The organism is Streptococcus sp. CCH8-C6 (assembly GCF_001557225.1).
Taxonomy (GTDB): domain Bacteria; phylum Bacillota; class Bacilli; order Lactobacillales; family Streptococcaceae; genus Streptococcus; species Streptococcus sanguinis_C.
Map to the genome: position 1 here is coordinate 98140 of NZ_LSJN01000064.1, position 26555 is coordinate 124694.

Here is a 26555-nt window from a genome sequence, read left to right on the forward strand (position 1 = left end):
ATGGCTTTGTTTTCAAAGAAGGATAAATATATCCGTATCAATCCTAATCGAGCGAGTCGGGAAAAGCCTCAAGCAAAGCCTGAGGTACCAGACGAACTCTTTTCGAAATGCCCAGGTTGTAAGCATACCATTTACCAAAAAGATCTTGGAAATGACAGTGTGTGTCCTAACTGTGGCTATAATTTCCGTATTTCTGCTCATGAGCGCTTAAATCTAACTGTGGATGAGAACAGTTTTGAGGAGATGTTCACTGGAATTGAAACCAAGGATCCTCTGAACTTCCCTAATTATCAGGAGAAATTGGCTCTTACTCGTGAGAAGACGGGACTTGATGAGGCAGTTCTGACTGGGACGGCTAGCATCAAGGGGCAAAAAACAGCTCTTGGAATCATGGATTCAAACTTTATCATGGCTTCTATGGGGACCGTTGTGGGTGAAAAGATTACCCGTCTCTTTGAGTATGCGACAGAGCATAAATTGCCAGTCGTTCTGTTTACGGCTTCTGGTGGTGCCCGCATGCAGGAGGGCATTATGAGCTTGATGCAGATGGCTAAGGTCTCTGCGGCTGTTCAGCGGCACTCTGCAGCAGGTCTCTTCTATCTGACCGTCTTGACGGATCCGACGACTGGTGGTGTCACAGCCTCTTTTGCCATGGAAGGTGATATTATTCTGGCTGAAACACAGGCTCTAGTTGGATTTGCCGGACGTCGAGTTATTGAGTCCACGGTTCGTGAGAAGCTGCCAGATGATTTTCAAAAGGCCGAATTTCTCATGGAGCATGGTTTTGTAGATGCCATCGTCAAGCGTGGTGACATGAGAGATACACTTGCTACCTTATTAGCATTCCATGGAGGTCAAGCATGACAAAAATCACTCGGATTATTAAAGAAGCGCGTGATCAGGCTCGTTTGACTGCGCTGGATTTTGCACAAGGAATTTTTGATAACTTCGTCGAGCTGCATGGAGATCGCTCTTTTCGAGATGACGGTGCAGTGATTGGAGGTATTGGGACACTAAACGGTCAGCCTGTAACGGTGGTCGGTATTCAAAAGGGACGCAATTTGCAGGATAATTTGCGCCGAAACTTTGGACAGCCGCATCCGGAAGGCTACCGCAAGGCTCTGCGCCTCATGAAGCAGGCAGAAAAATTTGGCCGTCCTGTGGTAACCTTTATCAATACGGCAGGTGCTTATCCTGGTGTCGGTGCTGAGGAGCGTGGCCAAGGGGAAGCTATTGCCCGTAACTTGATGGAAATGAGCAATCTCAAAGTACCGATTATTGCCATTATTATTGGTGAAGGTGGCTCTGGTGGGGCTTTGGCTTTAGCTGTAGCAGACAAGGTCTGGATGCTGGAAAACTCTATGTATGCAGTTCTCAGTCCGGAAGGCTTTGCTTCTATCCTCTGGAAAGACGGCAGCCGCGCTATGGAAGCGGCAGAACTGATGAAAATTACTTCACATGAGCTCTTGCAGATGGAAGTGGTGGATAAGGTTATTCCCGAAAGAGGCTTTAACAACCATGAATTACTGGCTGCAGTGAAAGAAGAAATCGCTGCTGAGTTGGATAATCTGTCTCAGCTTCCCTTGGAACAATTACTGGAAAATCGCTATCAGAGATTCAGGAAATATTAAAATATCGAAGCCAAAAGGCTTCTTTTTCTCGTTTCGGATTCTTGTTTGAAATTGATGTGGAGCTACCTCACGAGGGAAATATATTTTAGTTTGAAAAATTGAATTATATTCTCTTTATAGGACTTATATAAAATATATATTATACAAGCCACTCGTCCTATGTTAAGATAGTTTCTAATTAAAAGAAATGAGGTTTCATATGTCAGAATTTACTATCCACACGATTGAGTCCGCACCAACCGAGGTAAAAGAAGTCCTGGAAACTGTTCAAAAAGATAACGGTGGCTACATCCCTAATCTTATCGGTCTTTTGGCCAATGCGCCAACGGCTTTGGAAACATATCGGACGGTTGGAGCCATCAATCGCCGTAACAGCCTGACACCAACTGAGCGTGAAGTAGTGCAGATTACGGCTGCAGTTACCAATGGCTGTGCTTTCTGTGTAGCGGGTCATACAGCCTTTTCAATCAAGCAGATTCAAATGAATGATGATCTTTTGGAGGCTCTGCGCAATCGTACTCCGATTGATACAGATCCGAAGTTAGATACGCTTGCTAAATTTACTATTGCTGTCATTAATACTAAGGGACGGGTCGGAGATGAGGCTTTGTCAGACTTCCTAGAAGCAGGCTATACGCATGAGAATGCACTGGATGTAGTTCTAGGTGTTAGCCTTGCGACCCTCTGTAATTATGCCAATAATCTGGCCAACACGCCAATTAATCCGGAATTACAGCCTTATGCCTAGTCTTTGAGGAGGTGGCAAATGACATTTTTTTCAGAAGAGTTTATCAACTGGTTGGATGATCACGCTGACCAAATTGACAAAGAATCCTGTGCAGCGGGTAACCAACTGATTGAGCGTATCGCCGCTGAAGGAGCCTTAAGGGTTGGCGTTCCAGAAGAGCTGGGAGGCCGAGGTGGCAATGATACCGATGTGATTGAAGTGCTCAAGGAGCTGGCTCACCATTCCTTGACCGCTTCCTTTATCTCTTGGGGGCAAAGGACCTTTATTGATAACGTTTTAAAGTCTTCTAATCCCTACTTTAGAGACCACTATTTGGAAGGGCTCCTGTCAGGAGAATATGCAGGTGCTACAGCCCTGTCCAATGCCGTTAAATTCCTGTCGGACCTAGAGGAGTTAAATGTCTCTATTGTAGAAGAAGACGGGAAGCTTTATCTCAAGGGACGTCTACCTTGGGTAACCAATGCTCGCGCGGATCGCTTCCTCAGCATATTTGTTGCCGGTTTCGAAGACGGGAGCCGCCAGCCGCTGGTTCTGGCTGTGCCGTCTGACGCTGAGAATTTCTCCCGTTCAGCGGATTTAGAGTTTGTATCCTTGCAAGGGGGAAATACAGCTGCCCTGACTTTTAACCATGTGCCTTTGCAAGAGGAATGGATTCTTGCACAAGATGCCCAGGCCTTTTTGGCAGAAAATCGCCCAGCTTTTCTAGGTTATCAGTTTGGTCTGGCTCTTGGCCTAGCAGAGAAGTCTTTGGCAGAGGTCGAAGCCAATCTGTCAGTCCGCTCCATTTTGAGAGAGGAGTGGGAGGAGCAAGTGGCTGCTCTGACTGAAATCCAGGATCAGCTCTATAGAGGTCTCCTCCAGCCTGGTTATTTTGTTGAGCGTCCTAAGGAGCTCTTTCAGCTGCGAATTGATATAGTTGATGTGGTAGCTCAAAGTCTGCTCTTGGAGCTGCAGGCTAGTGGAGGCAGAGGATACTTGAGTAATTCGACTTCTGGCTTTATCCGTCGTTGGAACGAAGGAGCATTTCTTCCCATTGTCTCACCGAGTGCAGTCCAGCTGCGGCATATTTTAGAAGTTTCATAGAAATGATGGCAAACAAACGTCTGATTGTCATTGAAAAGGAGCTTTGAGATATTACTATAAAGGAGTTGCTTCGTGAACAGTAAACGACCGCCCATTCTCTTATCTGGGTTGATTCTAGGCCTGTTTGGCCTAGGTAATCTTTTACTAAACTACCATTCTATCTTTTTCCACTTCTTGAATAGTCTAGCTTTGATACTTTGGATTTATCTGACACTGGCTTTAGTACTGTCATTTTCGGACTATTGGCAGGATTTGCAAAAGGCTCCTTTCTTATCGAGCTTTGCGACTTATCCTATGGCTAGTATGCTCTTAGCTTCTTACCTAAACAAGCTTGGTTTACTTTGGATGGGTCAGTTTCTTTGGTATATAGCCTTGCTGCTGCATATTTTTCTAATAGCTATCTTTACTTGGAAGTATGTGCTTAAAGCCAAGGGATTATCTTTGACCCCGAGCTGGACGGTCTTATATGTTGGATTAGCCATGGCAAGCTTGACCCAGGGTGTAGTTCATCAGCCGCTTTTAGGCTATGTAGCTTGGTTTTTTGCTCTGCTACTGAGTTTGATTCTCTATCCCTTATTTTACAGAGCTAGGCGGTCACAAAGGCTACCTGATGCTTTAAAGCCCCAGTGGGCCATTTATTGTGCACCTTTCTCGCTCCTGCTGGGAAGTTATATCCGTTTGGCTGGTTCTGATGCTGAAGGTTGGTTTGTTGCCTTGCTGCTCCTCTTATCACAAGCCTTTTATCTCTTGGTCCTATGCCTCTTACCTCGCATTTTCCGATTGGGACCTCAGCTTAGCTGGTCAGCCTTGACCTTTCCTCTTGTCAATACAGCTTTTGCCCTGAAACTGGGAATTGATTATCTAGGTTGGACCTGGCTTGTTTGGCTAAGTCATGCTGAAGCTTTGCTAGCTTTCGTAATTGTCCTTTATGTTTGTTTTTACTATACACTCTCATTGCGAGCCAGAAAGATAACAAAAAATCCGAGATGATACTCTTTGAAAATCAGTTTTTGATTTTCTCTGAGTTGAACTCGGATTTTTTTAATTTTAGCAAAATAAGTCTGCATTTAGACCTAATGATATAGGCAAAGTATCAGGAGAATCTGCTTTTTATTTTGGTGCGATGACTTCTAATCCACCCATATACGGACGCAGAACCTCTGGGATAGTCACAGAACCATCTTCATTTTGGTAATTTTCTAAGATAGCTGCCACCGTACGTCCGACAGCTAGTCCAGAACCGTTGAGAGTATGAAGGAGTTTGACCTTGCCATCTGCTTCGTCACGGTAGCGAATTTGAGCTCGACGGGCTTGGAAATCTTCTGTGTTAGAGCAACTAGAGATTTCACGGTAGGTGTTCTGAGCAGGAATCCAAACTTCCAAGTCGTAGGTTTTAGCAGCTGAGAAGCCCATATCTCCAGTACAGAGTGCTACAACTCGGTAAGGTAAATTCAGCTTTTGCAGGATGTTTTCAGCGTTGGCAGTCATCTTTTCCAGCTCTTGATAAGATTCTTCTGGCTTAGAAAATTTCACCATTTCAACCTTGTGGAATTGGTGCAAACGAATGAGACCGCGCGTGTCACGACCAGCAGAGCCAGCTTCGGAGCGGAATGATGGGCTCATAGCTGTGAAGTAGATTGGCAATTCTTTTCCATCCAAAATTTCATCTCGGTAGTAGTTGGTCAGTGGAACTTCAGCAGTTGGAATCAGAACGAAGTTGGTATCGCTTAGCTCAAACGTATCTTCTTTGAACTTAGGATATTGCCCTGTCCCAAACATAGAATCATGGTTGACCATGTAGGGAGTGATGACTTCTATGTAGCCTTCTTTGCCATGCTCGTCCAGCATAAAATTGTAGATAGCACGCTCAAGTCTTGCTCCCAAGCCCTTATAGAAGAGGAAGCGAGCACCAGTAACTTTTGCCCCACGCTCCCAGTCTAAGATGTCCAAATCCTCACCTAAATCCCAGTGAGCTTTAGCTTCAAAGTCAAATTGGCGCGGTGTCCCCCAGCGACGAACTTCGACATTTTCGTCCTCGTCTGCTCCGACATGAACACTTTCGTGTGGAATGTTAGGTAGAGTAGTAGTGAATTCAGTCAACTTAGCATCCAGTTCAGCCAAGGTTGCGTCTAAGTTCTTGACTTCAGCAGAGAGTTTTTGCATGGCAGCAATCTTGTCATCTGCATTTTCTTTGTTGCGTTTAGCTTGAGCAATCTCAGCAGAAACAGTATTGCGCTCTGCTTTGAGTTCTTCGACCTTTACCAATAAATCCCGGCGTTCTTTGTCAATGGTTTTCATTTGGTTAAGGGTAGCAGCGTCAACACCTCGCGTAGCTAATTTTTCAGCGACAGAATCAAAGTCTGTACGGATGCGTTTTAAATCTAACATAGGTACCTCCAAAAATAAAAAGCACTTTATGAAACTGTTGGAGCGACAGAGCCGCGGTTCCATCCAACTTCACAAAAGTGCACTTGCTTAATTATTCATTTTTAAACTAACGGTAGAATTTCCTATTTTCTCCTTATCTGCTCACAGCCACCGCAGACTTTCTGAAAAGTGCCCAATAGTACTTATCCGTTTCGACTATTATACAGGATTTTCCGGAAAATGTAAATCCCAGGATGGGAAAAATCTTGACAGAAAAAGATAACTATGTTATCTTTAGATAAAGGTAACATAGTTATCTAAAGGAGTTCTTATGGTAAAACAAACAACGCGTGACCGTATGATTGAAAAGGCAAGCCAGCTTATCAGAGAGTATGGCTATCAGAATATCCCCCTAAGGAAACTGGCATCTCTGCTGGGGGTTACGACTGGTGCTTTCTACAAGGCTTTTGAGAATAAGGAGGAACTTTACTATCAGGTCTGTCTTTTGGAAAACCAGAAGCAGCTTAAGCGTTTAGAGGAGCAGTATCTAGATGGAGTCTCTGATCCTCTGGATTGCATTTGGCAGATAGGACTCTTTCTTTTATCGGAATACAAGACCAACAGTCAGATAATGGATTTTCTCTTTTTCAGCCCTGTAGCGACAGAGGCTTACCGGAAAGGTGAGCTTCTGGAAATCGGGAATAAGACAGTGGTTTATCTGGATCAGCTGCCTATTGAGAGTCAGAAAGAGAAAAAGATTCTTTTGCTCAAGCTGGACACCTTCATCACAGGCTATGGTCATTTTATTGCCAAAGGCTTGGAGCCTTTTGATGAGGAAGTCTATCGCTCAATGTTCAATGATTTACTAGGAGGTTACAAACATGTTTAAAAATCTCATTGTTTATGCACATCCCTATGATAAAAGCTTTAACCATGCTATTTTAGAGCAGGTTCAGGACTTGTTGGAGAAGAAAGGTCAGACCTATGAACTGATTGATCTCTACGAGGATGGTTTTAATCCTGTCTATACCAAGGAAGAGCTAGCGCTTTTTAATAAAGGGCAGGCACTAGACCCACTGGTTTTAAAATATCAGGAAGCCCTTGCGTCCTGTGACCGCCTTATCATGATTTTTCCTATCTGGTGGGCGGATATGCCAGCTATTGTCAAGGGCTTTGAAGATAAGGTCTTTTTGAAAAATAAGATTTACGAGGAGAGCAAAACTCGCCAGTTAGTTGGTCGTCTGACAAATATTAAAGAGGTATTGGCCATTACTACCTCTGCAGCACCGACCTTCTATCTTAAGTATTTCTGTGGTGATGTCGTCAAGAAAGCCATGTTGGGCCATACCTTTAAGTCTATCGGTGCTAGACAGCGACGTTGGTTGAATTTCGGGAATATTTCTCAGTCTACAGCTGAAAAACGGCAGGCTTTTTTAGAAAAATTAGCAGAAAAGATTTGAAGAGGTAGCTATCATGATTCGTTTTCGAAGAGCAGATGAACGAGATCTTGCTGCTGCAGTCTCAGTTTTAACTGCTGCTTTTGCTGAGCATGAGATCTACAGAAAAAAATTTCGTCCTCTCTTTGGCAGTAGCCAGTCTTATATTGATTTTCTAAATAGATTGCATGCAGTTATGGTTAAGGCAGCGATGCGTCATCATATTTGCCTGCTTGCTGAAGTGGACGGGCGTCTTATGGGGGTCGCTACTATTCATAAGCTCGGTAATCATCCTGTCGGTATGCTTTCATTTTTGCGGGCAGGAGCATGGAGGATGTGGCAATATATTCCTCAGCTTTTAGCTTTTCAAAAAGTCTTTGGGGAGGGCAGTAAAGAAGCTAAGAAAAGGGGTAGTTCAACTCTTTATCTTGAATTGCTGGGGGTGCTACCTGATTATCAAGGACAGGGAGTTGGCGGTCTTTTTATCTCAAAGGGACTTGAGTTGCTTGCAAAAGAAGAGAAATGCCAGCGGCTTACTTTAATTACTCATACAGAAAGCAACTGTCGTTTTTACAAAAAGAACGGATTTAAACAACTAGATGTCCGTGATGTTGAAGGTGTCAAGACATGGACTTTTGAGAAAAAAATAGCTGATGTTTATACTTTTTGAAGATCTAATGATGCGGTCTTGCATTAATAATGTCAGCTTACCCCACCCCATCATTTCAAGGGACTGAAATAGTGCATTCTCAAACCTGTTTGACTTTTCAATTTTTTGTGCTAGCTCCATTTTGCTGATACAAATAGCTTTTGTCTTAGTCGAAAATATAAAAAATAAGGTTGAAACTTTTTCAACCCTATTTTTTCTTCTTAAAGATTCCAGTAATTTTCTGTAACAGAGTCGGCAATCTCACAACTTTGTCGTTGCCGATATGTTCTCGCGCAATTTTGAGAATCTTACCAGAGTCTTTGGAGGCAAAGAGAAACTTTCCCTTGTCAGTCCAGATTTCAAAGTGGCGGCTGACTCTTTTGCCAGAAACATTAGCACCGATAGTAGTGATGCTAGTCCAAGGCAGCTGAATATAATCTTCTACATTGGCATCCGCATAAAACTCCAGAGCTGTCTCGCCGATTAAAATTTTCCCAACCTTTCCGCCTAATCCAAGATAGGAAACGCCAGTGGTATTAAACTCAATTGTTTTGTTTTGTGACTGTGCCATAGAGTAACTCCCTTTTAAATAATATAGCTATTATACCACAATAAAAAGAAGGCCGAAACCTTCTTTTTGATTACATCAAACCAGCAACGTGAGCTAGTACACCAACTACGAAGAGGGCGATGATGATAGTGATAGGGGATACTTTTTTCTTAAGCAACCACATACAAGCGAAAGTTAGAAGCAGTCCCATCAAACCAGGAATCAAGGAATCCAAGTTTTGTTGGAAAGTTGTAACTTTTTCAGGGGTTTGAGATAGTCCTTGACCTACTTGAGCAAAGGCTTCTTGGATACCCTTATAGCCACTAGACAATTTGTCCCAATGGATATATGCTTTATCATCTAGCTTAACAGATGAAACATTAAAGACAAACTTAATAGATACCCAGCGCTCAACCAGAACAGCCAAGATAAACATACCTAGAATTGAAGCACCTTTGGTAATGTCCTGAAGGATACCACCAGACATGTCTTTAGTAATTTCAGAACCAGCCTTGTAGCCTAATTCTTGTGTGTACCAGAGGAAAGCCATCCGGATAGCATTCCAAGCTAAGAAGAAGATAAGTGGCCCAATGATATTTCCAGTCAAAGCAAGAGATGCACCAAGTGCTCCAAGGATAGGACGAACTGTGAACCAGAAGACAGGGTCTCCGATACCAGCCAGAGGTCCCATCATACCGATTTTAACCCCTTGGATAGCCGCATCGTCAATTGCTGCACCATTTGCTTTTTCTTCTTCAAGCGCAAGTGTAACTCCGATGATTGGAGCTGCTACATATGGGTGAGTGTTGAAGAATTCCAAGTGACGCTCAAGAGCAGCAGCTTGATCTTCTTTTTTAGTATAAAGCTTCTTAATAGCTGGAATCAGTGAATAAGCCCAGCCCAAGTTTTGCATACGTTCGTAGTTCCAAGAGCCTTGCAAGAAAGTAGAACGCCACCAAACTTTTTGACGGTCAGCCTTTGAAAGAGTCAATTTTCCTGACTCATCAGGTTTTACAGTATTTAATTCTGTCATGATAGTGTGTCCCCTTTCTTAGTAGTCTTCTAGGATGTCGCCGATTGGATCATTAGATGAAGCTGTTGCTCCACCGCCACCATTTCCGCCTTTTTTAGACAAGGCAAGATAGATGAGGGCAATAGCGACACCAATTGCACCGAGGGCAATCAGAGTGAGTTCGCTGACAGCAGCTAAAGCGAAACCAATAGCGAAGAATGGCCATACTTCACGAGTTGCCATCATGTTGATAACCATGGCATAACCAACGGCTACGACCATACCACCACCGATTTGCATACCTTCTGATAGCCAAGCTGGCATAGCTTCAAGAGCAGATTTAACAGACTCAGCAGGAATCATCAAAAGAAGTGCTGCAGGGATAGCAATACGTGCTCCTTGCATGAAGAGAGCGATAAAGTGAGCGCGTTCAACTCCTTTAATGTCTCCTTTTTTCGCAGCAGCATCTGCACCGTGAACCAAACCGACTGACAAAGTGCGGACAATCATAGTCAAGAAGAGACCAGCAACAGCAAGCGGAATAGCAACACCTTGTGCTACAGCGATTCCTTTGCTTGAGAAGTCTCCACCCAGTACCATGATGATGGCAGCGGCAACAGAAGCGAGGGCGGCATCAGGTGCCACAGCAGCTCCGATATTAGCCCAGCCAAGAGCAATCAGCTGGAGAGAGCCACCCAGCATAACACCGGCAGCCAAATTACCAGTTACCAGTCCAATCAAGGTACAAGCAACCAGCGGTTGGTGGAATTGGAATTGGTCCAAGATACCTTCTAGACCGGCTAAGAAGGCAACAAAGACTACTAAAACCATAGAAATAATAGACATGTTCTAAATCCTTTCGTAAATTAATAGAAGCAAAACGTTTGATTCTACTGCACGTTGGCTTTCTTAATCAAATCAAACAAATCTTTTTTAGAGTCATTTGGTACTTTACGTACGTCAAATTCAACGCCAAGGTCACGCAGCTTTTCATAAGTAGCAACGTCTTCCTTGTCCATTGACAGTACGTTGTTGACCATCGTTTTACCAGTTGAGTGAGCCATGGAACCAACATTAAGGGTCTTGATTGGCACACCGCCTTCAATAGCACGCAGGGCATCTTGAGGAGTTTCAAACAGAATCAAGGCATGAGTATTGCCAAAGCGAGGGTCTTTTGAAACAGCAATCAATTTGTCGATTGGGACAACATTGGCTTTGACATTACCTGGTGCAGCTTGCTTAATCAATTCTTTACGAAGTTCATCTTGAGCTACTGAGTCAGAAGCAACGATAATACGATCTGCTTTTGAATCTGGCGTCCAAGCTGTTGCTACCTGACCGTGCAGCAAGCGTGTGTCGATCCGGGCAAGGTTGATTTTGAGCTTGCCGTCACCGATTACAGTCCCTTCAGGGATCGCTGCTTGGGCAACTGGAGCAGCTGCAGCAGGAGCATTTGCTTCTTCAACAGCAGGGTTCAGCTCTTCAGGCAGAGCTTTGACTCCTTCCTTGGCTTCTTTGATGATGTTAGCAACAACAGCTTCAACGCCGGCGTTGGCATCCATCATCCTTTCTGTATAAGCTTGAATCAGCATAGGCAGGTTCAAGCCTGTAATGATAGCGAACTTGCGGTCTGGATTTTCACCCATGACACGGCTAGCTTGGTTGAATGGAGAGCCACTCCAAAGGTCAGCCAAGACCAACACTTCATCGTCCGCATCAAACGAAGCCACAGCGTCATTGAACTTTGCATAGAGATCATCTGGTCCTTCGTTGGGCATGAAAGTAACAACTTGTACTTTTTCCTGCTCACCGAAAATCATAGAACCTGATTGATGAATACCAGCAGCAAATTCACCGTGGCTAGCAATAATGATTCCGATACTCATTATTGACATTCCTCCTTATAAAATGTTTGACTTAAGTTTTAAGAAAACTTTAAGGCAAGTTTATTATAAAACGTTTTCATGAAAAATGCAAGCGTTTGTTCCTAAAAACGACTTTTTCTTTCAAAAATGTCAGTATTTGCTGAAAACCTGATAAATATAGGTATAAGCAAACCATAGCTATAGAAATGTTTTAATAAATTAGGAAAACAGAAAATACAATAGGTCAATATATGAAAAAATATTGAAATAATATGAAAGAGACTTTTGAAATGAAAGAAAAGAATCGTGTTTGAGAAAGTGTTTGTTTATCAAAAAAAAAAGAGGAGGACCAAAGACAAAAAATCGCATCTTATGTCTTTAGTCTCCCTCTATAATGGCAAAAGTTTCTAAATAATATCAAGTCTGCCCATCATACGTTTCCAAGAGTTAGGTAAATGTTGGGACTGACATGCTTTAAAACATTAGTGTGTGAAGTCAAGTACCATACGTCCCTGAATGGTACCCGCTTCCATTTCATCAAAGACATCCACTGCATCTGAAACAGGACGTTTTTGAACGACGGGAGCCACTAATCCTTCAGCACCAAACTGGAAGGCTTCTTCCAAGTCCTTGCGAGTACCAACGAGGGAACCGATGACTTGGATACCATCTAAAACGGTTTTGACAATGCTGAGGTCCATCATTTCAGATGGCAATCCAACGGCAACTACACGACCGCCAGCACGAACAGAGTCAACAGCTTGGTTGAAGGCAACTTTAGAAACGGCTGTTACTACGGCAGAATGCGCACCGCCAGTTTTTTCTTGGATAAGAGCAGCGACATCTTCAACTTCATGGCCGTTGATGACGATATCAGCACCGACTTCTTTGGCCAAAGCTAGCTTGTCATTGTTGATATCAACAGCGACAACATGGGCATTAAAGACTTTCTTGGCATATTGAACCGCTAGGTTACCCAATCCACCTGCTCCAAAGATTACTGTCCATTGTCCTGGCTGCAGCTGGGCTTCTTTAATAGCCTTGTAGGTAGTCACGCCGGCACAAGTGATAGAAGAAGCTTGAGCAGGATCCAGTCCTTCAGGGACTTTGACAGCGTAGTCAGCTGTTACGATACATTGCTCTGCCATCCCACCATCAACAGAATAACCAGCATTTTTTACTGTACGGCAAAGGGTTTCGCGACCAGTTGTACAGTATTCACAAGCGCCGCAGCCTTCAAAGAACCAAGCGACACTGACGCGGTCTCCGACCTTGAGACTTTTTACATCTGGAGCGATTTCTTTGACAATACCGATACCTTCATGCCCAAGAACGCGACCTGGCACCTTGCCAAAGTCACCATGCGCGACGTGCAGATCAGTATGGCAGACACCGCAGTATTCGATATCAACGAGAGCTTCCCCTGTTTCAAGAGGACGCATTTCTTTATTTTCGATGAGTTGGACATTAGTTCCCTCTGGATTTACAACAACTGCTTTCATAAGTAGTTTCCTCCTGTTATTTAGTTTTTGATTATGTTAATTATATCACAAACTCAAACAAATAGCAAACGCTTACAAATATGAGCGAAAGTAACCTTTAAAACTATGATACGGCGGATAAGCTTCTATTTTTAAAGCTTTTGAGCATGATTGAGGTTGAGAGAAGACAAAAAAGAAAAGACAAACTCTCGAACAGAGTTTGTCTAATTGTCTACTTTTATAAAAAGAGTTTGTTGAGCTCGTGGGCGACGCCATCTTGGTCGTTAGTCAAAGATAATTGCTGGTCGGCGTAGGGTAGCAGGTCAGTATTGGCATTTTTCATGGCATAGCCAGTGCCAGCAAAGGACAGCATCTCAGTATCGTTTTGCTCATCTCCAAAGGCAATCAGATTTTTGCGATCCACATTGAGAACATTAAGCAGGTACTGAAGGGCGAAGGCTTTGTTGACCCCTTTGGGAGCACACTCGAGAATGTTGAGCGGCCCGCCCCAAGAGTTGATAGCAAGTTCATGCTGATAAAAAGCATTCATTTCCTCTGCCAGAGCATATTTGTCAGCTGCACGTGTCTGCAGGAGAATGGCGTTAGGATTCTCCGTTACTAAGTTGGCTTGAAACTGATTTTCAGGCTTGAAAGCATCGATGCCAAATAGCTTGGGATCAGCAATTTCTTCATTGGGATTGGTGATGTAGAACTTATTGCGGTATTCGCCGGCAATGAAATCCGCTTCAATCTCATCCTTTCGCTTAACCATATCTAGTAAGAAGGACTTATCCAGCGTCAGCGATTTTTCAAAGTCCCATTTCTTTTCTGGAATGTGAGTCAAAGAGCCATTGAAGTTGATCATGGGCGTATTGAGCTCTAATTCTTTATAATATTTCAAAGCCATGCGGTAGGGACGACCTGTTGTGATAATGACCTTGTGGCCCTTTTGGGAAATTTTTTTGATAGTTTCTTTGGTGAAGTCAGACAGATTGCTATTAGAATCCAGCAAGGTTCCGTCCAAGTCCACAGCGATTACTTTTTTTGTCATGTGAGTCTCTTTTCAGTGATAATACAGACTATTATAACAGAATTCAGTGTAAATAACACGACTTATGTTATAATGGTGCTCTAATCAGTCACAATTATGACACAGCAAGGAGGAGCTTTTCGTATGCGTAAACCGATCATGATTCATGCTCTTTTTCTGATGATTGCCTTTTTTATCTATATCCAATCTCTAAATGGCGGTCCGACCTATCTCATCTGGAATATGACCTTGGCCTTAATCAGCTATGATGCAGCTGTCTTGACACTTTTATTCAAGAAGCAGAAGTGGGCTTATCCTCTTCTTTTCCTGTTGTGGTTGCTTTTCTTCCCCAACACTTTCTATATGATTACTGATTTGATTCATATGACTTGGGTGGCAGATGTTCTGAGTAAGCCAAGTGTTTTCTTGCTCTTTTTAGCTTTTGTTTCCAGTATTTTATTCGGGATTTTCTGTGGTATGGAGAGCTGGTATGTCATCAAGGAAGGCTGGAAGCTTAACTGGTATTTGGACTTGTTGCTGACGGCAGCTCTGTCGGCTGTGTCCAGTCTGGCTATCTACATAGGACGTTATGATCGCCTCAATAGCTGGGATTTATTGCTTCATCCTCAGCTGGTTCTACAGAAGCTCTTGCAAACTTTGCAGCCTGATCGACTGCCTTTCATTCTTGGTTTTACCTTTTTACAGTTTATGAGTTTGGTATTTCTGATGAGAGATAATAAAAAATAAGAATAGCGAGACATTCATCTTGAAAAAGTGAATGTTTTTTATTATAATTTAAAATATCGTTCGTAAATAAACGAAATTCAATCTGTTTTTCTTTGTTATTGAACTAGATATTAGAAATTTTACTCAAAAGGAGATTTATTGAAAAATGGATAAATTTTTCAAATTGACCGAAAAAGGGACAGATGTCCGGACTGAGGTTTTAGCTGGTCTGACGACTTTCTTTGCCATGTCCTACATTTTATTCGTCAATCCGGCCATGCTGGCTCAGACAGGTATGCCCAAGCAGGGTGTTTTCCTAGCTACGATTATCGGGGCTGTTGCCGGAACCTTGATGATGGCTTTCTTTGCCAACCTGCCTTATGCGCAGGCACCGGGCATGGGGTTGAATGCCTTTTTCACTTTTACGGTCGTCTTTGCCTTGGGCTACACTTGGCAGGAAGCCTTGGCTATGGTCTTTATCTGCGGGATTATTTCGCTCATTATCACTTTGACCAAGGTGCGTAAGATGATCATTGAGTCAATTCCAGGCTCCTTGCGAGCAGCTATTTCAGCAGGGATCGGAGTCTTTCTGGCTTATGTAGGTATTAAAAATGCTGGCTTGCTCAAGTTTTCAATCGATCCGGGAAACTATACAGTAGCTGGCAAGGGGGCAGATAAGGCCGCAGCAGCTATTACGGCTAATTCAGCAGCAACTCCAGGTCTGGTAGACTTTAACAATCCGGCAGTTCTAGTAGCCTTGGTCGGTTTAGCCATCACAATCTTCTTTATCGTGAAAAATATCAAGGGTGGTGTTATCCTATCCATCCTAGTAACAACAGTGGTAGCTATTCTGGTTGGCTTGGTTGATTTGTCAGCCATTGACTTTGGGCAGAATAACATTGGTACTGCTGTTAATGAACTGGGACAGATTTTTGGGGTGGCAGTAGGACCGAAAGGTCTGGGTGCCCTTTTAGCAGATTCAGCTCGCTGGCCCCAGACATGTATGGCTATTCTGGCTTTTTCATTGACAGATATTTTTGATACCATTGGTACCTTGATTGGGACAGGTGAAAAGGTCGGGATTGTGGCGACTTCTGGAGAAAACCATGAATCAGAAGGCTTGGATAAGGCGCTTTACTCGGACCTCATTGGAACCTCTATTGGCGCAATTGCTGGAACCTCTAATGTGACGACTTATGTGGAGTCTGCAGCTGGTATCGGAGCTGGAGGCCGAACAGGTCTGACCGCCTTGGTTGTAGCCATCTGCTTTGCAGTATCAAGCTTCTTTAGTCCGCTTTTAGCCATTGTTCCTAATGCTGCCACTGCACCGATTCTGATTATTGTTGGGATTATGATGTTGGCTAGTCTGAAAAATATCCATTGGGATGATATGACAGAAGCCATTCCAGCTTTCTTTACTTCTATTTTTATGGGATTTGCCTACTCTATCACTCACGGGATAGCAGCTGGATTTATCACCTACACCTTGGTCAAAATCTTCAAAGGTCAAGCTAAGGATGTGCATTCTATGATTTGGATTTTGGATCTTCTCTTTATTTTGAATTTTGTAAATCTGGCTTTAAATTAGGTCTAAACATTGCTGGATTTCCCTGAGTTTAGTACAGTTTGGATAGGTTATGTTTTTGTTATAAAAAATCAGCTTTTTGCGGCTGATTTTTCTTTTGCAAAATTAAGCAGAAAAAAATTTTTTCTGGTATAATAAGAGAATGTTTAGTCATAATGAGGAAGAATTAATCCAGTGGGGTCAGCGCCTGGGCAAATCGCTTCAGGCAGGGGACGTACTGGTTTTAACGGGAGATTTAGGAGCAGGGAAGACAACCTTTACTAAGGGTCTGGCTCTAGGTTTGGGCATCAGTCAGATGATTAAAAGTCCAACCTATACCATTGTTCGGGAATACGAGGGGCGCTTGCCGCTCTATCATCTGGATGTCTACCGCATCGGAGACGATCCAGATTCCATTGATTTGGATGACTTTCTCTTTGGGGAGGGTGTGACAGTCATTGAATGGGGGGAGCTGCTAGGAGAAAATCTACCTGAAGACTGTCTCAAATTAAGCCTCTTGAAAAAGGAAGACGGGCGTGAATTGGTTTTTGAAGCCCAAGGAACACGAGCCCAAGAGCTGCTTGAGGGACTGCAGAATGACTGAATATGAATTATGCTTGCGTGAAGCGGAAAAAACAGATGCTGCTGAGCTGATTGCCTTCCTCAATCAGGTCGGGGCTGAGTCAGATTATATGACGCTGGATGAGGCTGGAATCTTGATAAATCAAGAGGAGATGGCTTTATTCATTGAGCATCAGGCTGCTTCTAGTAATCAGCTTTATCTGTTGGCGCTTTTAAATGGTGAGATTGCTGGCCTTGTCAGCATCACAGCTGATTTCCATGAGCGGATTCGCCATATTGGTCAAGTCTTTGTCGTGGTGAAGAAAGCTTTCTGGAACCAAGGACTGGGACGCATACTGCTGGAAGAGGCACTAACTTGGGCAGAGAGTTCTCATGTTATTAGACGTTTGGAATTGAGCGTTCAGGTTAGAAATGAACGAGCAGTTCACCTTTATAAAGATTTAGGATTTGAAATTGAAGGCTTACAAAAAAGAGGAGCCTATTTAAAAGAAGGGATATTTCTTGATGTTTACCTGATGGGTAAACTGATAGACTAAAAAAGATATGTTTAAAAAGATTATAATGATGTTTCTCAGCCTCCTTGTCGTAACGACAGCTGGTATCGGTACTTATGCATGGACGATTTATGGTCAGTCAACAGATGAACTATCCAAGACTTATAAGGGGTTGGGAAATGAGACAGATGTCATTTCTGCGACTAAGCCCATGACTATCTTGCTGATGGGAGTGGATACAGGAAGCGGTTCACGCGAGGATACTTGGGTTGGGAATAGCGATACCATGATTCTCATGAGTGTCAACCCAAAAACTAAAAAAACAGTCATGATGAGCTTGGAGAGAGATATTCTGACTCAGATTGATGAGAATGGTCAGACAGTTGAAGCTAAGCTGAATGCGGCCTATGCGAATGGTGGATCTGAGTTAGCTATTTCAACCATTGAGGGCTTGATGAACATCCATATTGACCGCTATATGATGATCAATATGCAGGGCTTGGTTCAATTAGTAGATGCTGTAGGTGGCATTGAGGTCAATAATACCTTTGACTTTCCAATTTCTATTGAAGAGAATGAGCCTGAGTATACTGCTAAGGTTGAGCCAGGCAAGCAAACCATCAATGGTGATCAGGCGTTGGTCTATGCTCGCATGCGCTATCAGGATCCAGAGGGTGACTATGGCCGCCAGAAGCGTCAACGTGAAGTAATTAAGAAAGTGGTTGAAAAAGTTCTCAGTCTCAACAGTGTCAGCCATTATCAGGCTATTTTAAAAGCTATCAGCAGCAACATGCAGACAAATATCGCGCTTGATTCAAAAAGTATTCCTCAACTGCTAGGCTATCAAGATGCATTTAAGAACATTCAATCTGAGCAGTTGCGTGGAGAAGATGCGACTTTACCTGATGGTGGAAGCTATCAATTAGTGACGTCTGATCATCTATTGGAAATGCAAAATTTAATAAGGAAAGCTCTAGGGTTGGAAACAGTTAAGTCCCTTAAGACAAACGCAGTACTATATGAGGATTTTATGGGTGGTAATAGTCTGAGAAGTACAAATAGTAGTACACCTAGCAACACTGAAAGCTACAGTAGCTACGAGTCTTCTTATAGTCAGCCTGCTTATAATGGAGCTTACCAAAATTATTCTTATCCAACAACAGATACGACAGTTGGAACTACAAATACATCTATTCAAACTACAACAGCAGATACAAGTGTAGTTTCTCAAGGAACACAAACGGATTAATTCTAACTTATCTAATTTAGATGATGCAGTTTGACTCCTTCAGTATGAAATGTTTACTTTCATACTGAAGGTTTTTTCTTTGTTAGAAATCTATGCAATCGTTTTCGTTGATGCTGTAGTATAGAAAATGCCACTTACAAAAGGAATATCAGCTTTATGTATTTTAAAAAAGAGAAAAAATTTTTATAAAAGCCTTTACAAAATAAAAATTCGTGCTATAATAGATGTAACGATATGCAAACGATTTCATAAAAAGGAGTGGTTTGCAAAAAATATAAGGAGGTCTGAATGATGAAAGATTCATTCAAGAACATTTTTAGCTTTGAATTTTGGCAAAAATTCGGTAAAGCTTTGATGGTGGTCGTTGCTGTTATGCCGGCAGCAGGACTGATGATTAGTATCGGTAAGACAGTTCCTATGATTAACCAAGATTGGGGAATCTTAGTCACTATTGGTGGCGTAATGGAACAAATTGGTTGGGGTGTTATCGGTAATCTTCATATCTTATTTGCTCTAGCTATCGGTGGAAACTGGGCTAAAGAACGAGCTGGAGGTGCCTTTGCGGCTGGTTTGTCCTTCATTTTGATTAACCGAATTACTGGTGTTCTATTTGGGGTTACCAGCGAAATGCTATCTAAACCTAATGCTACAGTGCACACGCTGAGTTTCGGTATTAAATCATTAAATCTTTCTCTGAAAGTGTCTGATTACTTTGAGTTAATTCTAGGAGCTCCTGCTCTTAAAATGGGAGTCTTTGTCGGAATTATTGCTGGTTTTGTCGGAGCGGTAGCTTACAATAAATATTATAATTTCCGGAAACTTCCAGATGCCTTATCATTCTTTAATGGGAAAAGATTTGTTCCTTTTGTTGTCATCTTAAACTCAACTATTATTGCTTTAATTCTTGGTGTATTTTGGCCGTTTATTCAGGCGGGAATTAATGCCTTTGGTATTTGGATTACAAATGCACCGCCAATTTTAGCACCGTTTATCTATGGTACGCTAGAACGTCTCTTGCTTCCATTTGGTTTGCACCATATGTTGACTATTCCAATGAACTATACTGAACTGGGTGGTACCTACATAATCCAAACAGGAAAAGAAATTGGTAAAGTAATTCCTGGTCAGGATCCACTTTGGTTGGCTTGGGTTCAGGACTTGATTAGTCTGAAAGGAAGTAATCCAGCTAAATATCAAGACCTTCTTGCCGCTTACACACCGGCTCGTTTCAAAGTAGGTCAGATGATTGGTTCATTCGGTATCCTGATGGGTGTAGTAGTTGCCATCTACCGCAATGTGGACAAAGATAAGAAACACAAATACAAAGGTATGATGATTGCGACTGCTTTGGCAACCTTCTTGACAGGGGTTACTGAACCAATCGAGTACATGTTTATGTTTGTAGCGACACCGCTGTATATCATTTACGCATTTGTACAAGGGGCAGCTTTTGCTATGGCTGATATTGTTGATTTGCGTGTTCATTCTTTTGGTTCAATTGAGTTCTTGACCCGTACCCCTATGTCTGTTAGTGCTGGTCTTGGTGGGGATATCATCAACTTCATTTGGGTAACTATCCTCTTTGGTGTTGTAATGTACTTCATTTCTAACTTCATGATCAAGAAGTTCAACTATGCAACTCCGGGACGTAACGGTAACTATGAAACAGCAGATGGTTCAGATGAAGCTTCTTCATCAGAGTCAACTGGTGGTAAAGTTGCTGAAGCTTCTCAAGCAGTAAATGTTATCAACCTTCTGGGTGGTCGTGCTAATATCGTAGATGTAGATGCATGTATGACTCGTCTGCGTGTGACTGTCAAAGATGCTGAAAAAGTTGGAACAGAAGAACAGTGGAAAGCTGAAGGCGCTATGGGCTTGGTTATGAAAGGCCAAGGCGTTCAGGCTATCTACGGACCAAAAGCTGACGTTCTCAAATCTGATATTCAAGACTTGTTGGATTCTGGTGAAGTGATTCCTGAAACACTTCCTAGCCAAAAAGCAGAATCAGCAGCTACCGAAGTTACTTACAAAGGTGTGACTGAGGAAGTTGAAACTGTTGCAGACGGTCAAGTCATTGACTTGGCAGATGTTAAAGATCCAGTATTCTCACAAAAAATGATGGGTGATGGATTTGCAGTTGAGCCACAAAATGGTAAGATTTATTCACCAGTTGCTGGTAAAGTAACTAGCGTCTTCCCTAGCAAGCATGCTATCGGTCTTGTGACAGATAACGGCCTGGAAGTCTTGGTACATATTGGTTTGGAAACTGTTAGCCTTGAAGGTAAACCGTTCGAAGTTCATGTTTCAGAAGGTCAAAAAGTTGCAGCTGGAGATCTTTTAGTCACAGCTGACTTGGAAGCAATCAAAGAAGCTGGACGTGAAACTTCAACAATCGTAGTCTTCACAAATGCAGCAGCTATCAAGTCTGTAACAGTAGAAAAACTTGGTCAAGCATCTGCTAAGACAGTTGTTGCTAAGGTTGAATTGTAAAATAGAAAAGAGAAATCATGGCAAAATTCCTGACATTAAATACTCATAGTTGGATGGAAGAAGAGCAAGAAACTAAGCTTAATCAGCTTGCAGAACGCATTCTTCAAGAAAAATATGATGTCATTTGCCTGCAGGAAGTCAATCAATTAACGGAGTCTGAACAGGTTGTTCAGGCTCCTTTCTATCAGGCGGTTGAGGGCGCAATTGAGATTCATCAAGACCACTTTGCCCTTTGTTTGGTAGAAAAATTGGCTGAGGCAGGATTGGACTATCATTGGTCCTGGGCCTATAATCATATTGGGTTTGATATTTACAACGAAGGAGTGGCAATCCTATCTAGAAAACCTATTGCTCCTAGAGAAGTTCTGGTATCAGAGGCTAATGATCCTAGGGATTACCATACCCGTAAAGTCTTGCTAGCAGAGACTGAGGTGGAAGGTCAATTGCTGACAATTGCCTCCTGCCATCTGTCTTGGTGGGACAAAGGCTTTCAGGGGGAATGGGCTAAGCTTGAAGCAGAGCTTCTCAAGGTTAAAACTCCTCTGGTCCTCATGGGCGATTTCAACAATCCAGTCGGCCAGCAAGGTTACCAGACCATCTTAGCCAGTCCACTGAAGCTGCAGGATAGTCATACTGCTGCAAAAGAAGCTAGCGGAGAGGCAACTGTAGAAGGGACTATCGCAGGTTGGGATGATAATAAGCACGCTCTGAAGATTGATTATGTTTTCACTAGTCAAGGGATGGACGTTGAGCGTTCCGCTGTCGTCTTTGACGGGAAAGAAACCCCTGTTGTCAGTGACCACTTTGGTTTAGAAGTGCAAGTGGCATTATAATAGTAAAAAGATGAGGCAAGACTGAGAATGCAACAGATTTGTCTCGCTTTTTATTTTTGATAAACACATTTTTAGGGCAAAATGGTGAAATATTACCCTCCAAACGGCTGTCTTTTGTTATTCTTGAAAACGTGTTATAATGAAGTATTAGGATTCTAGGAGGAAATGGTATGCGTTGTCCGAAATGTGGTGGGAATAAATCAAGTGTGGTTGATAGCAGACAGGCAGAAGATGGGAATACAATCCGTCGCCGCCGTGAGTGTGAGGAATGTCAACACCGCTTTACGACATACGAGCGCGTCGAAGAGAGAACCCTAGTGGTTGTCAAAAAGGACGGGACGCGTGAGCAATTTTCTCGGGATAAGATTTTTAACGGTATTATTCGCTCCGCTCAAAAGCGGCCAGTATCTAGTGACGAAATAGAGGAGATTGTCAACCGAATTGAGCAAAAGGTCCGCAGTCAGAGCGACAATGAAATCAATAGTGAATATATTGGATCCTTAGTCATGGATGAACTGGCAGAGCTGGATGAAATCACCTACGTTCGTTTCGCCAGTGTTTACCGGAGTTTCAAGGATGTGGGAGAGCTAGAAAGCCTGCTCAAGCAGATTACCAAGGGGTCCAAGAAGAAAAAGGACAAATAAATGAAACCAAACCATCAGTTTTCTTTCTTGCGCAATAATGCAGTCAGCCCAGATATTGCTATCTTGACCAAGCTCTATTTGCCGATTTTGGGGAGAGAAGCGGTAGCACTTTATCTTTATCTGCTGTCTTTTGGAGATAATGGGCAAAAGCAGCACCTCTTCAGTCAGATTCTCAATCATTTAGATTTTGGACTTAATGTTTTAGAAGAAAGTTTTGAGCGTTTAGCGGCGATTAAGCTAGTGGACCTTTATCAAACAGATGACCATTATCTGGTTCAACTCCACCCGACTTTAACGGCGGAGGAATTTTTCAGCCATAATGTGTACAGTCGGCTCTTGGAAAAGAAAATCGGCGAAGCTGCTGCAGATGCCCTGCGACCAGAAAATCCTAGCGGATATAAATTGATCAAGCCTTTTATGCAGGTGTTTGGTATGGAAGATGAGCAAGCAAGGGCAGTGCGAAAAGCCAATGATTTTGACTTGGAGTATTTCAAGCAACGGATGGCTCAGGACAATCTTCGCTTTGCAAATGAAAAGGAAGATGTGCTAGAATTGTTTGCAATTGCTGAGCAGAAAAAGTGGACCTGGTATGAGACCTACGTTTTGGCTAGAGAAACTGCTGTTTCTCAGGTCATTTCTACCAAGCGGATGAAGCAAAAGCTAGCTCAGAAGCCAGCAGAAGGTCAGTTTTCTAAGCAGGAGCAGTCTATTATCCAAGAAGCGAAACGAACATCGCCAATGGTATTCCTGGCAGAAATTAAGAAAACTCGTCAGGCTGCTATTACGCGGACAGAGAGAAAGCTTTTGCTAGATTTAGCTGAATTAGGCCTTTTGGACGAGGTTATCAACATAATCTTGCTCTTGACCTTTAATAAGGTGGATTCAGCCAATCTCAATGAAAAGTATGCCCTCAAGGTAGCTAATGATTTTTCTTATCAAAAGGTGACGACAGCTGAGGAAGCAGTCTTGAGAATCCGTGAGCGCAACCAGCAGCCCCAGAACCGTCCAGCTAAATCTGGACAAGGCTCTACCAAGAGCAACGTACCTGACTGGAGTCAGCCGGATTATAAAAATGAAACGAGCGCAGAGAAGCAGGCCGAGCTAGAAGAGCAGAAACGTCGGCTCTTAGCCAAACTTGAAGGAGGAGGCGAATAAATGGAGAAAATAGGACAGAATATGCCTCATATGAATAGGGTGCGGCAATTTGACTATCAGGAGCTGGTTAAGCAGATTATGGCCGATCCAGATGTGGTAGCCTTTATCCAGCAGGAAAAGCTGACCCAAGCTGAAATTCAGCGTAGTGTCTCCAAGTTTAACCAGTATATTACGGAGCGCAACCGTTTTTTGCTGGGGGACGAGACCTATATTGCTAAAGGATATAAGCCAATCTTGGTGAAAAATGAAGGCTATGCGGATGTTGCCTATGAAGAGACACCTGAGTTGATTGAGCAGGAGAGACAGGAGGCCATTAGAAGCCGTCTCAATCTCATCAGTCTACCAGCCAGTCTTAAGGAGGCTAGTCTGGCTCAGGTGGATCTGGACGATGTTGGTCGCTACAAGGCTTTTGAACTGTTGACCAACTTCGTTGCTGAGTTTCCGCATTATCAGAAAGCTGTTTATCTCTACGGGGATTTTGGAGTCGGTAAGAGCTACATGATGGCAGCTCTGGCGCATGATTTGTCAGAAAAACGCAGTGTTTCAACGACACTGCTCCACTATCCGAGCTTTGTTTTGGATGTTAAGAATGCGATCAGTTCCGGCTTGGTCAAGGAAAAGATTGACCAGGTCAAGACAGCTCAAGTGCTGATTTTGGACGATATCGGTGCAGAGCAGTCTAGCCCCTGGATGCGCGATGAGATTTTGCAGGTCATTCTCCAGCACCGTATGCAGGAAAATCTGCCAACTTTCTTTACTTCTAACTTTAGTTTTTCGGATTTAGAGCGTCACTTTGCCAGCTCTAAGAATGGCGATGAGACTTGGCAGGCCAAGCGAGTTATGGAGCGGATTAAATTTCTGGCTCAGGAGGTACGCCTAGAAGGAGAGAACCGCCGATGAATGAAACAATTAACTTGATGAATGCTCACACGTCTGTCCGCCGCTTTACGGAGGAGCAGATTTCGGATAAGGAACTTCGTGCCATCATTGATGCGGGACGAGCTGCGTCCAGCTGGAAGAATTTCCAGTCCTATTCTATCATTGTGGTACGAAGCAAAGAGAAAAAAGAAGACCTCTTTGACCTGGTGCCCCAAGAAGCCATTCGGCAGTCTTCGGCCTTTCTACTTTTTGTTGGTGACCTCAATCGAGCTCAAAAGGGCGTTCACATGCATACGGAAGACTTTTATCCTAAGGGGCCGGAGAATCTCCTGATTAGCTCAGTAGATGCTGCTTTAGCTGGACAAAATACCCTGTTAGCAGCTGAAAGTTTGGGTTATGGCGGAGTAATCATTGGACTGGTTCGATATGCTGCTAGTCAAATAGCAGAGCTTTTCAAGTTGCCGGACTACACTTATCCAGTCTTTGGGATTGCTCTGGGAGCTCCCAACCAGAACCATGCAGTCAAGCCGCGTCTGCCTTATGAAGCAGTGGTCTTTGAGGAAGAATATCGTGAACAGGATGATTCAGTTATTCAAGCCTATGACCGCGTACAGACTGAATATGCCGGTGAGCGAGCTAAGGAAACCTGGAGTCAGCGCCTAGCTGCCCAATTTGGTCAGGAGCCTAATCAAGCTATCAACCAACTGTTCAAAGAAAAGAAATTAGAAAAATAGGGCGGAGTTTGGCTCTGTCCTAAAGAATGAAAGAGGAAAAACATGGCCTTACCAACTATTGCCATTGTCGGCCGTCCCAATGTCGGCAAATCAACGCTCTTCAATCGGATTGCCGGTGAGCGGATTTCCATTGTGGAAGATGTCGAAGGGGTGACCCGCGACCGAATTTATGCGACAGCAAGCTGGCTCAACCGTAAGTTTAGTATTATTGATACGGGCGGAATCGACGATGTTGACGCGCCTTTTATGGAGCAAATCAAACACCAAGCTGAGATCGCCATGGACGAAGCAGATGTCATCGTTTTTGTCGTGTCTGGCAAGGAAGGTATCACGGATGCGGACGAGTATGTGGCTCGCATGCTCTACAAGACCCATAAGCCGATTATTTTAGCGGTCAATAAGGTGGATAATCCTGAAATGCGCAATGAGATTTTTGATTTCTATGCGCTGGGCTTAGGTGATCCATTCCCAGTTTCCTCAGTCCATGGGATTGGTACAGGGGATGTTCTTGATGCGATCGTTGAAAATCTGCCAAATGAAGAAGTGGCAGAAAATCCTGATATGATTAAGTTTAGTCTGATTGGTCGTCCTAATGTTGGCAAGTCTAGCTTGATTAATGCCATCCTGGGTGAGGATAGGGTTATTGCCAGTCCTGTTGCTGGTACTACGCGTGACGCCATTGATACGGTCTTTACTGACAGTGAAGGTCAGGAATTTACCATGATCGACACGGCTGGTATGCGCAAGTCAGGTAAGGTCTATGAAAATACAGAGAAATACTCTGTCATGCGGGCCATGCGGGCCATTGACCGCTCAGATGTCGTTCTGATGGTGCTGAATGCCGAAGAAGGAATTCGTGAGTACGACAAGCGAATCGCTGGCTTTGCCCATGAAGCAGGAAAAGGTATTGTTATCGTTGTTAATAAGTGGGACACACTGGAAAAAGACAACCATACCATGAAAGACTGGGAAGCAGATATTCGTGACCAGTTCCAGTATCTGTCTTATGCGCCAATTATCTTTGTTTCTGCCCTGACCAAGCAGCGTCTCCATAAGCTGCCGGATATGATTAAGCAGATTAGTCAAAGCCAAAACACGCGTATTCCGTCAGCAGTGCTTAATGACGTTATCATGGATGCTATCGCGATTAATCCGACACCGACTGACAAGGGCAAACGCCTCAAGATTTTCTATGCGACTCAAGTAGCGACCAAACCGCCAACCTTTGTCATCTTTGTCAACGAAGAAGAACTCATGCACTTCTCTTACCTGCGTTTCCTGGAAAATCAGATCCGCAAGGCCTTTGTCTTTGAAGGAACCCCGATTCACTTGATTGCAAGGAAGCGGAAGTAG

27 protein-coding genes are annotated in these 26555 nt (G+C 43.3%); 20 read left to right on the forward strand and 7 right to left on the reverse strand.

The genetic code is table 11. The features are described from left to right. From accD to AX677_RS06945, 5 genes are all read left to right on the forward strand, one after another. A complete protein-coding gene (accD, locus tag AX677_RS06925; RefSeq protein WP_060976616.1) occupies window positions 1-864 on the forward strand; it encodes an acetyl-CoA carboxylase, carboxyltransferase subunit beta in 864 nt (287 codons plus the stop codon). Continuing rightward, window positions 861-1631, forward strand: coding sequence for an acetyl-CoA carboxylase carboxyl transferase subunit alpha (locus AX677_RS06930; protein WP_004185500.1), 771 nt, complete (start codon window positions 861-863; stop codon window positions 1629-1631). Before accD ends, AX677_RS06930 begins: the two co-directional genes overlap by 4 nt. A gap of 199 nt (window positions 1632-1830) precedes the next feature. Further along, window positions 1831-2379 (forward strand): carboxymuconolactone decarboxylase family protein, encoded by a 549-nt coding sequence (locus AX677_RS06935; protein WP_060976617.1) that lies wholly within the window; start codon window positions 1831-1833, stop codon window positions 2377-2379. Window positions 2380-2397: 18 nt separating this feature from the next. Continuing rightward, window positions 2398-3462, forward strand: coding sequence for an acyl-CoA dehydrogenase family protein (locus AX677_RS06940; RefSeq protein ID WP_060976618.1), 1065 nt, complete (start codon window positions 2398-2400; stop codon window positions 3460-3462). A 72-nt stretch (window positions 3463-3534) separates the two neighbouring features. Further along, window positions 3535-4452, forward strand: coding sequence for a TDT family transporter (locus tag AX677_RS06945; protein ID WP_060976619.1), 918 nt, complete (start codon window positions 3535-3537; stop codon window positions 4450-4452). A gap of 120 nt (window positions 4453-4572) precedes the next feature. Here AX677_RS06945 and serS read toward each other — a convergent pair whose 3' ends face one another. Continuing rightward, window positions 4573-5850, reverse strand: coding sequence for a serine--tRNA ligase (gene serS / locus AX677_RS06950; protein WP_060976620.1), 1278 nt, complete (start codon window positions 5848-5850; stop codon window positions 4573-4575). A 310-nt stretch (window positions 5851-6160) separates the two neighbouring features. On the opposite strand from serS, the gene AX677_RS06955 reads away from it, so the two are divergent. Genes AX677_RS06955 through AX677_RS06965 form a run of 3 tightly spaced genes read left to right on the forward strand, consistent with a single transcriptional unit; the run spans window position 6161 to window position 7935 of the window. Further along, a complete protein-coding gene (locus AX677_RS06955) occupies window positions 6161-6718 on the forward strand; it encodes a TetR/AcrR family transcriptional regulator (RefSeq protein ID WP_060976621.1) in 558 nt (185 codons plus the stop codon). Further along, window positions 6711-7289: an NAD(P)H-dependent oxidoreductase gene (locus AX677_RS06960; RefSeq protein ID WP_060976622.1), complete on the forward strand. Its 579-nt coding sequence runs from the start codon at window positions 6711-6713 to the stop codon at window positions 7287-7289. Before AX677_RS06955 ends, AX677_RS06960 begins: the two co-directional genes overlap by 8 nt. 13 nt (window positions 7290-7302) lie before the next feature. Continuing rightward, entirely contained in the window at window positions 7303-7935 is a 633-nt protein-coding gene (locus tag AX677_RS06965; RefSeq protein WP_060976623.1) for a GNAT family N-acetyltransferase, read from the forward strand. A gap of 187 nt (window positions 7936-8122) precedes the next feature. Here AX677_RS06965 and AX677_RS06970 read toward each other — a convergent pair whose 3' ends face one another. From AX677_RS06970 to AX677_RS06995, 6 genes are all read right to left on the reverse strand, one after another. Beyond that, the gene (locus AX677_RS06970; protein WP_060976624.1) at window positions 8123-8485 is read right to left on the reverse strand and encodes a DUF956 family protein; all 363 of its coding nucleotides are present in this window, start codon (window positions 8483-8485) and stop codon (window positions 8123-8125) included. A gap of 70 nt (window positions 8486-8555) precedes the next feature. Next, complete coding sequence (locus tag AX677_RS06975) at window positions 8556-9497, reverse strand: PTS system mannose/fructose/sorbose family transporter subunit IID (protein WP_002893579.1); 942 nt, start codon at window positions 9495-9497, stop codon at window positions 8556-8558. 18 nt (window positions 9498-9515) lie between these two features. Beyond that, entirely contained in the window at window positions 9516-10322 is an 807-nt protein-coding gene (locus tag AX677_RS06980) for a PTS mannose/fructose/sorbose transporter subunit IIC (RefSeq protein ID WP_002893578.1), read from the reverse strand. A 44-nt stretch (window positions 10323-10366) separates the two neighbouring features. Next, entirely contained in the window at window positions 10367-11362 is a 996-nt protein-coding gene (locus AX677_RS06985) for a PTS sugar transporter subunit IIB (protein WP_060976625.1), read from the reverse strand. A gap of 461 nt (window positions 11363-11823) precedes the next feature. Continuing rightward, entirely contained in the window at window positions 11824-12843 is a 1020-nt protein-coding gene (gene adhP, locus AX677_RS06990) for an alcohol dehydrogenase AdhP (protein WP_002896899.1), read from the reverse strand. Between the two features lie 217 nt (window positions 12844-13060). Further along, on the reverse strand, window positions 13061-13873 hold the full coding sequence (locus AX677_RS06995; protein WP_011837443.1) for a Cof-type HAD-IIB family hydrolase: 813 nt from the start codon (window positions 13871-13873) through the stop codon (window positions 13061-13063). Between the two features lie 96 nt (window positions 13874-13969). Here AX677_RS06995 and AX677_RS07000 point away from each other — a divergent pair, with 96 nt between their 5' ends. From AX677_RS07000 to der, 12 genes are all read left to right on the forward strand, one after another. Next, window positions 13970-14599: a DUF1361 domain-containing protein gene (locus tag AX677_RS07000; protein ID WP_082730263.1), complete on the forward strand. Its 630-nt coding sequence runs from the start codon at window positions 13970-13972 to the stop codon at window positions 14597-14599. Window positions 14600-14744: 145 nt separating this feature from the next. Beyond that, window positions 14745-16166 carry an NCS2 family permease gene (locus tag AX677_RS07005; protein WP_002905253.1) on the forward strand — a complete coding sequence of 474 codons (1422 nt, stop codon included), beginning with the start codon at window positions 14745-14747 and terminating at the stop codon, window positions 16164-16166. A 139-nt stretch (window positions 16167-16305) separates the two neighbouring features. Next, complete coding sequence (tsaE, locus tag AX677_RS07010) at window positions 16306-16746, forward strand: tRNA (adenosine(37)-N6)-threonylcarbamoyltransferase complex ATPase subunit type 1 TsaE (RefSeq protein WP_060976627.1); 441 nt, start codon at window positions 16306-16308, stop codon at window positions 16744-16746. Further along, entirely contained in the window at window positions 16739-17260 is a 522-nt protein-coding gene (locus AX677_RS07015) for a GNAT family N-acetyltransferase (RefSeq protein WP_060976628.1), read from the forward strand. Before tsaE ends, AX677_RS07015 begins: the two co-directional genes overlap by 8 nt. A gap of 7 nt (window positions 17261-17267) precedes the next feature. Next, on the forward strand, window positions 17268-18467 hold the full coding sequence (locus tag AX677_RS07020; protein ID WP_004193227.1) for an LCP family protein: 1200 nt from the start codon (window positions 17268-17270) through the stop codon (window positions 18465-18467). Window positions 18468-18755: 288 nt separating this feature from the next. Further along, window positions 18756-20957, forward strand: coding sequence for a PTS transporter subunit IIBC (locus AX677_RS07025; protein WP_004193223.1), 2202 nt, complete (start codon window positions 18756-18758; stop codon window positions 20955-20957). 17 nt (window positions 20958-20974) lie between these two features. Continuing rightward, window positions 20975-21790, forward strand: a complete 816-nt coding sequence (locus AX677_RS07030) for an endonuclease/exonuclease/phosphatase family protein (protein ID WP_004193221.1) — start codon at window positions 20975-20977, stop codon at window positions 21788-21790. A gap of 170 nt (window positions 21791-21960) precedes the next feature. After that, window positions 21961-22434 carry a transcriptional regulator NrdR gene (gene nrdR / locus AX677_RS07035; RefSeq protein ID WP_002894570.1) on the forward strand — a complete coding sequence of 158 codons (474 nt, stop codon included), beginning with the start codon at window positions 21961-21963 and terminating at the stop codon, window positions 22432-22434. Continuing rightward, a complete protein-coding gene (locus AX677_RS07040; protein WP_060976629.1) occupies window positions 22435-23589 on the forward strand; it encodes a DnaD domain protein in 1155 nt (384 codons plus the stop codon). Beyond that, complete coding sequence (gene dnaI / locus AX677_RS07045; RefSeq protein WP_060976630.1) at window positions 23590-24489, forward strand: primosomal protein DnaI; 900 nt, start codon at window positions 23590-23592, stop codon at window positions 24487-24489. It begins immediately after the preceding gene. Beyond that, complete coding sequence (locus tag AX677_RS07050) at window positions 24486-25202, forward strand: nitroreductase family protein (RefSeq protein WP_060976631.1); 717 nt, start codon at window positions 24486-24488, stop codon at window positions 25200-25202. The genes dnaI and AX677_RS07050 overlap by 4 nt, the downstream gene beginning before the upstream one ends. A gap of 42 nt (window positions 25203-25244) precedes the next feature. Continuing rightward, window positions 25245-26555, forward strand: a complete 1311-nt coding sequence (der, locus tag AX677_RS07055) for a ribosome biogenesis GTPase Der (RefSeq protein ID WP_060976632.1) — start codon at window positions 25245-25247, stop codon at window positions 26553-26555.

Excerpts from the sequence above, each read along its gene's own strand:
- AX677_RS07020 (WP_004193227.1), top strand. The coding sequence starts at position 17,268 with ATGTTTAAAAAGATTATAATGATGTTTCTCAGCCTCCTTGTCGTAACG.
- AX677_RS07050 (WP_060976631.1), top strand. The coding sequence starts at position 24,486 with ATGAATGAAACAATTAACTTGATGAATGCTCACACGTCTGTCCGCCGC.
- AX677_RS07015 (WP_060976628.1), top strand. The coding sequence starts at position 16,739 with ATGACTGAATATGAATTATGCTTGCGTGAAGCGGAAAAAACAGATGCT.
- AX677_RS06940 (WP_060976618.1), top strand. The coding sequence starts at position 2,398 with ATGACATTTTTTTCAGAAGAGTTTATCAACTGGTTGGATGATCACGCT.
- serS (WP_060976620.1), bottom strand. The coding sequence starts at position 5,850 with ATGTTAGATTTAAAACGCATCCGTACAGACTTTGATTCTGTCGCTGAA.
- AX677_RS06960 (WP_060976622.1), top strand. The coding sequence starts at position 6,711 with ATGTTTAAAAATCTCATTGTTTATGCACATCCCTATGATAAAAGCTTT.
- AX677_RS06955 (WP_060976621.1), top strand. The coding sequence starts at position 6,161 with ATGGTAAAACAAACAACGCGTGACCGTATGATTGAAAAGGCAAGCCAG.
- AX677_RS06975 (WP_002893579.1), bottom strand. The coding sequence starts at position 9,497 with ATGACAGAATTAAATACTGTAAAACCTGATGAGTCAGGAAAATTGACT.
- AX677_RS06970 (WP_060976624.1), bottom strand. The coding sequence starts at position 8,485 with ATGGCACAGTCACAAAACAAAACAATTGAGTTTAATACCACTGGCGTT.
- AX677_RS06935 (WP_060976617.1), top strand. The coding sequence starts at position 1,831 with ATGTCAGAATTTACTATCCACACGATTGAGTCCGCACCAACCGAGGTA.
- dnaI (WP_060976630.1), top strand. The coding sequence starts at position 23,590 with ATGGAGAAAATAGGACAGAATATGCCTCATATGAATAGGGTGCGGCAA.
- AX677_RS06980 (WP_002893578.1), bottom strand. The coding sequence starts at position 10,322 with ATGTCTATTATTTCTATGGTTTTAGTAGTCTTTGTTGCCTTCTTAGCC.
- AX677_RS07025 (WP_004193223.1), top strand. The coding sequence starts at position 18,756 with ATGATGAAAGATTCATTCAAGAACATTTTTAGCTTTGAATTTTGGCAA.
- AX677_RS07030 (WP_004193221.1), top strand. The coding sequence starts at position 20,975 with ATGGCAAAATTCCTGACATTAAATACTCATAGTTGGATGGAAGAAGAG.
- AX677_RS07005 (WP_002905253.1), top strand. The coding sequence starts at position 14,745 with ATGGATAAATTTTTCAAATTGACCGAAAAAGGGACAGATGTCCGGACT.
- nrdR (WP_002894570.1), top strand. The coding sequence starts at position 21,961 with ATGCGTTGTCCGAAATGTGGTGGGAATAAATCAAGTGTGGTTGATAGC.
- accD (WP_060976616.1), top strand. The coding sequence starts at position 1 with ATGGCTTTGTTTTCAAAGAAGGATAAATATATCCGTATCAATCCTAAT.
- AX677_RS06965 (WP_060976623.1), top strand. The coding sequence starts at position 7,303 with ATGATTCGTTTTCGAAGAGCAGATGAACGAGATCTTGCTGCTGCAGTC.
- AX677_RS06995 (WP_011837443.1), bottom strand. The coding sequence starts at position 13,873 with ATGACAAAAAAAGTAATCGCTGTGGACTTGGACGGAACCTTGCTGGAT.
- AX677_RS06930 (WP_004185500.1), top strand. The coding sequence starts at position 861 with ATGACAAAAATCACTCGGATTATTAAAGAAGCGCGTGATCAGGCTCGT.
- adhP (WP_002896899.1), bottom strand. The coding sequence starts at position 12,843 with ATGAAAGCAGTTGTTGTAAATCCAGAGGGAACTAATGTCCAACTCATC.
- AX677_RS07040 (WP_060976629.1), top strand. The coding sequence starts at position 22,435 with ATGAAACCAAACCATCAGTTTTCTTTCTTGCGCAATAATGCAGTCAGC.
- der (WP_060976632.1), top strand. The coding sequence starts at position 25,245 with ATGGCCTTACCAACTATTGCCATTGTCGGCCGTCCCAATGTCGGCAAA.
- AX677_RS07000 (WP_082730263.1), top strand. The coding sequence starts at position 13,970 with ATGACACAGCAAGGAGGAGCTTTTCGTATGCGTAAACCGATCATGATT.
- tsaE (WP_060976627.1), top strand. The coding sequence starts at position 16,306 with ATGTTTAGTCATAATGAGGAAGAATTAATCCAGTGGGGTCAGCGCCTG.
- AX677_RS06985 (WP_060976625.1), bottom strand. The coding sequence starts at position 11,362 with ATGAGTATCGGAATCATTATTGCTAGCCACGGTGAATTTGCTGCTGGT.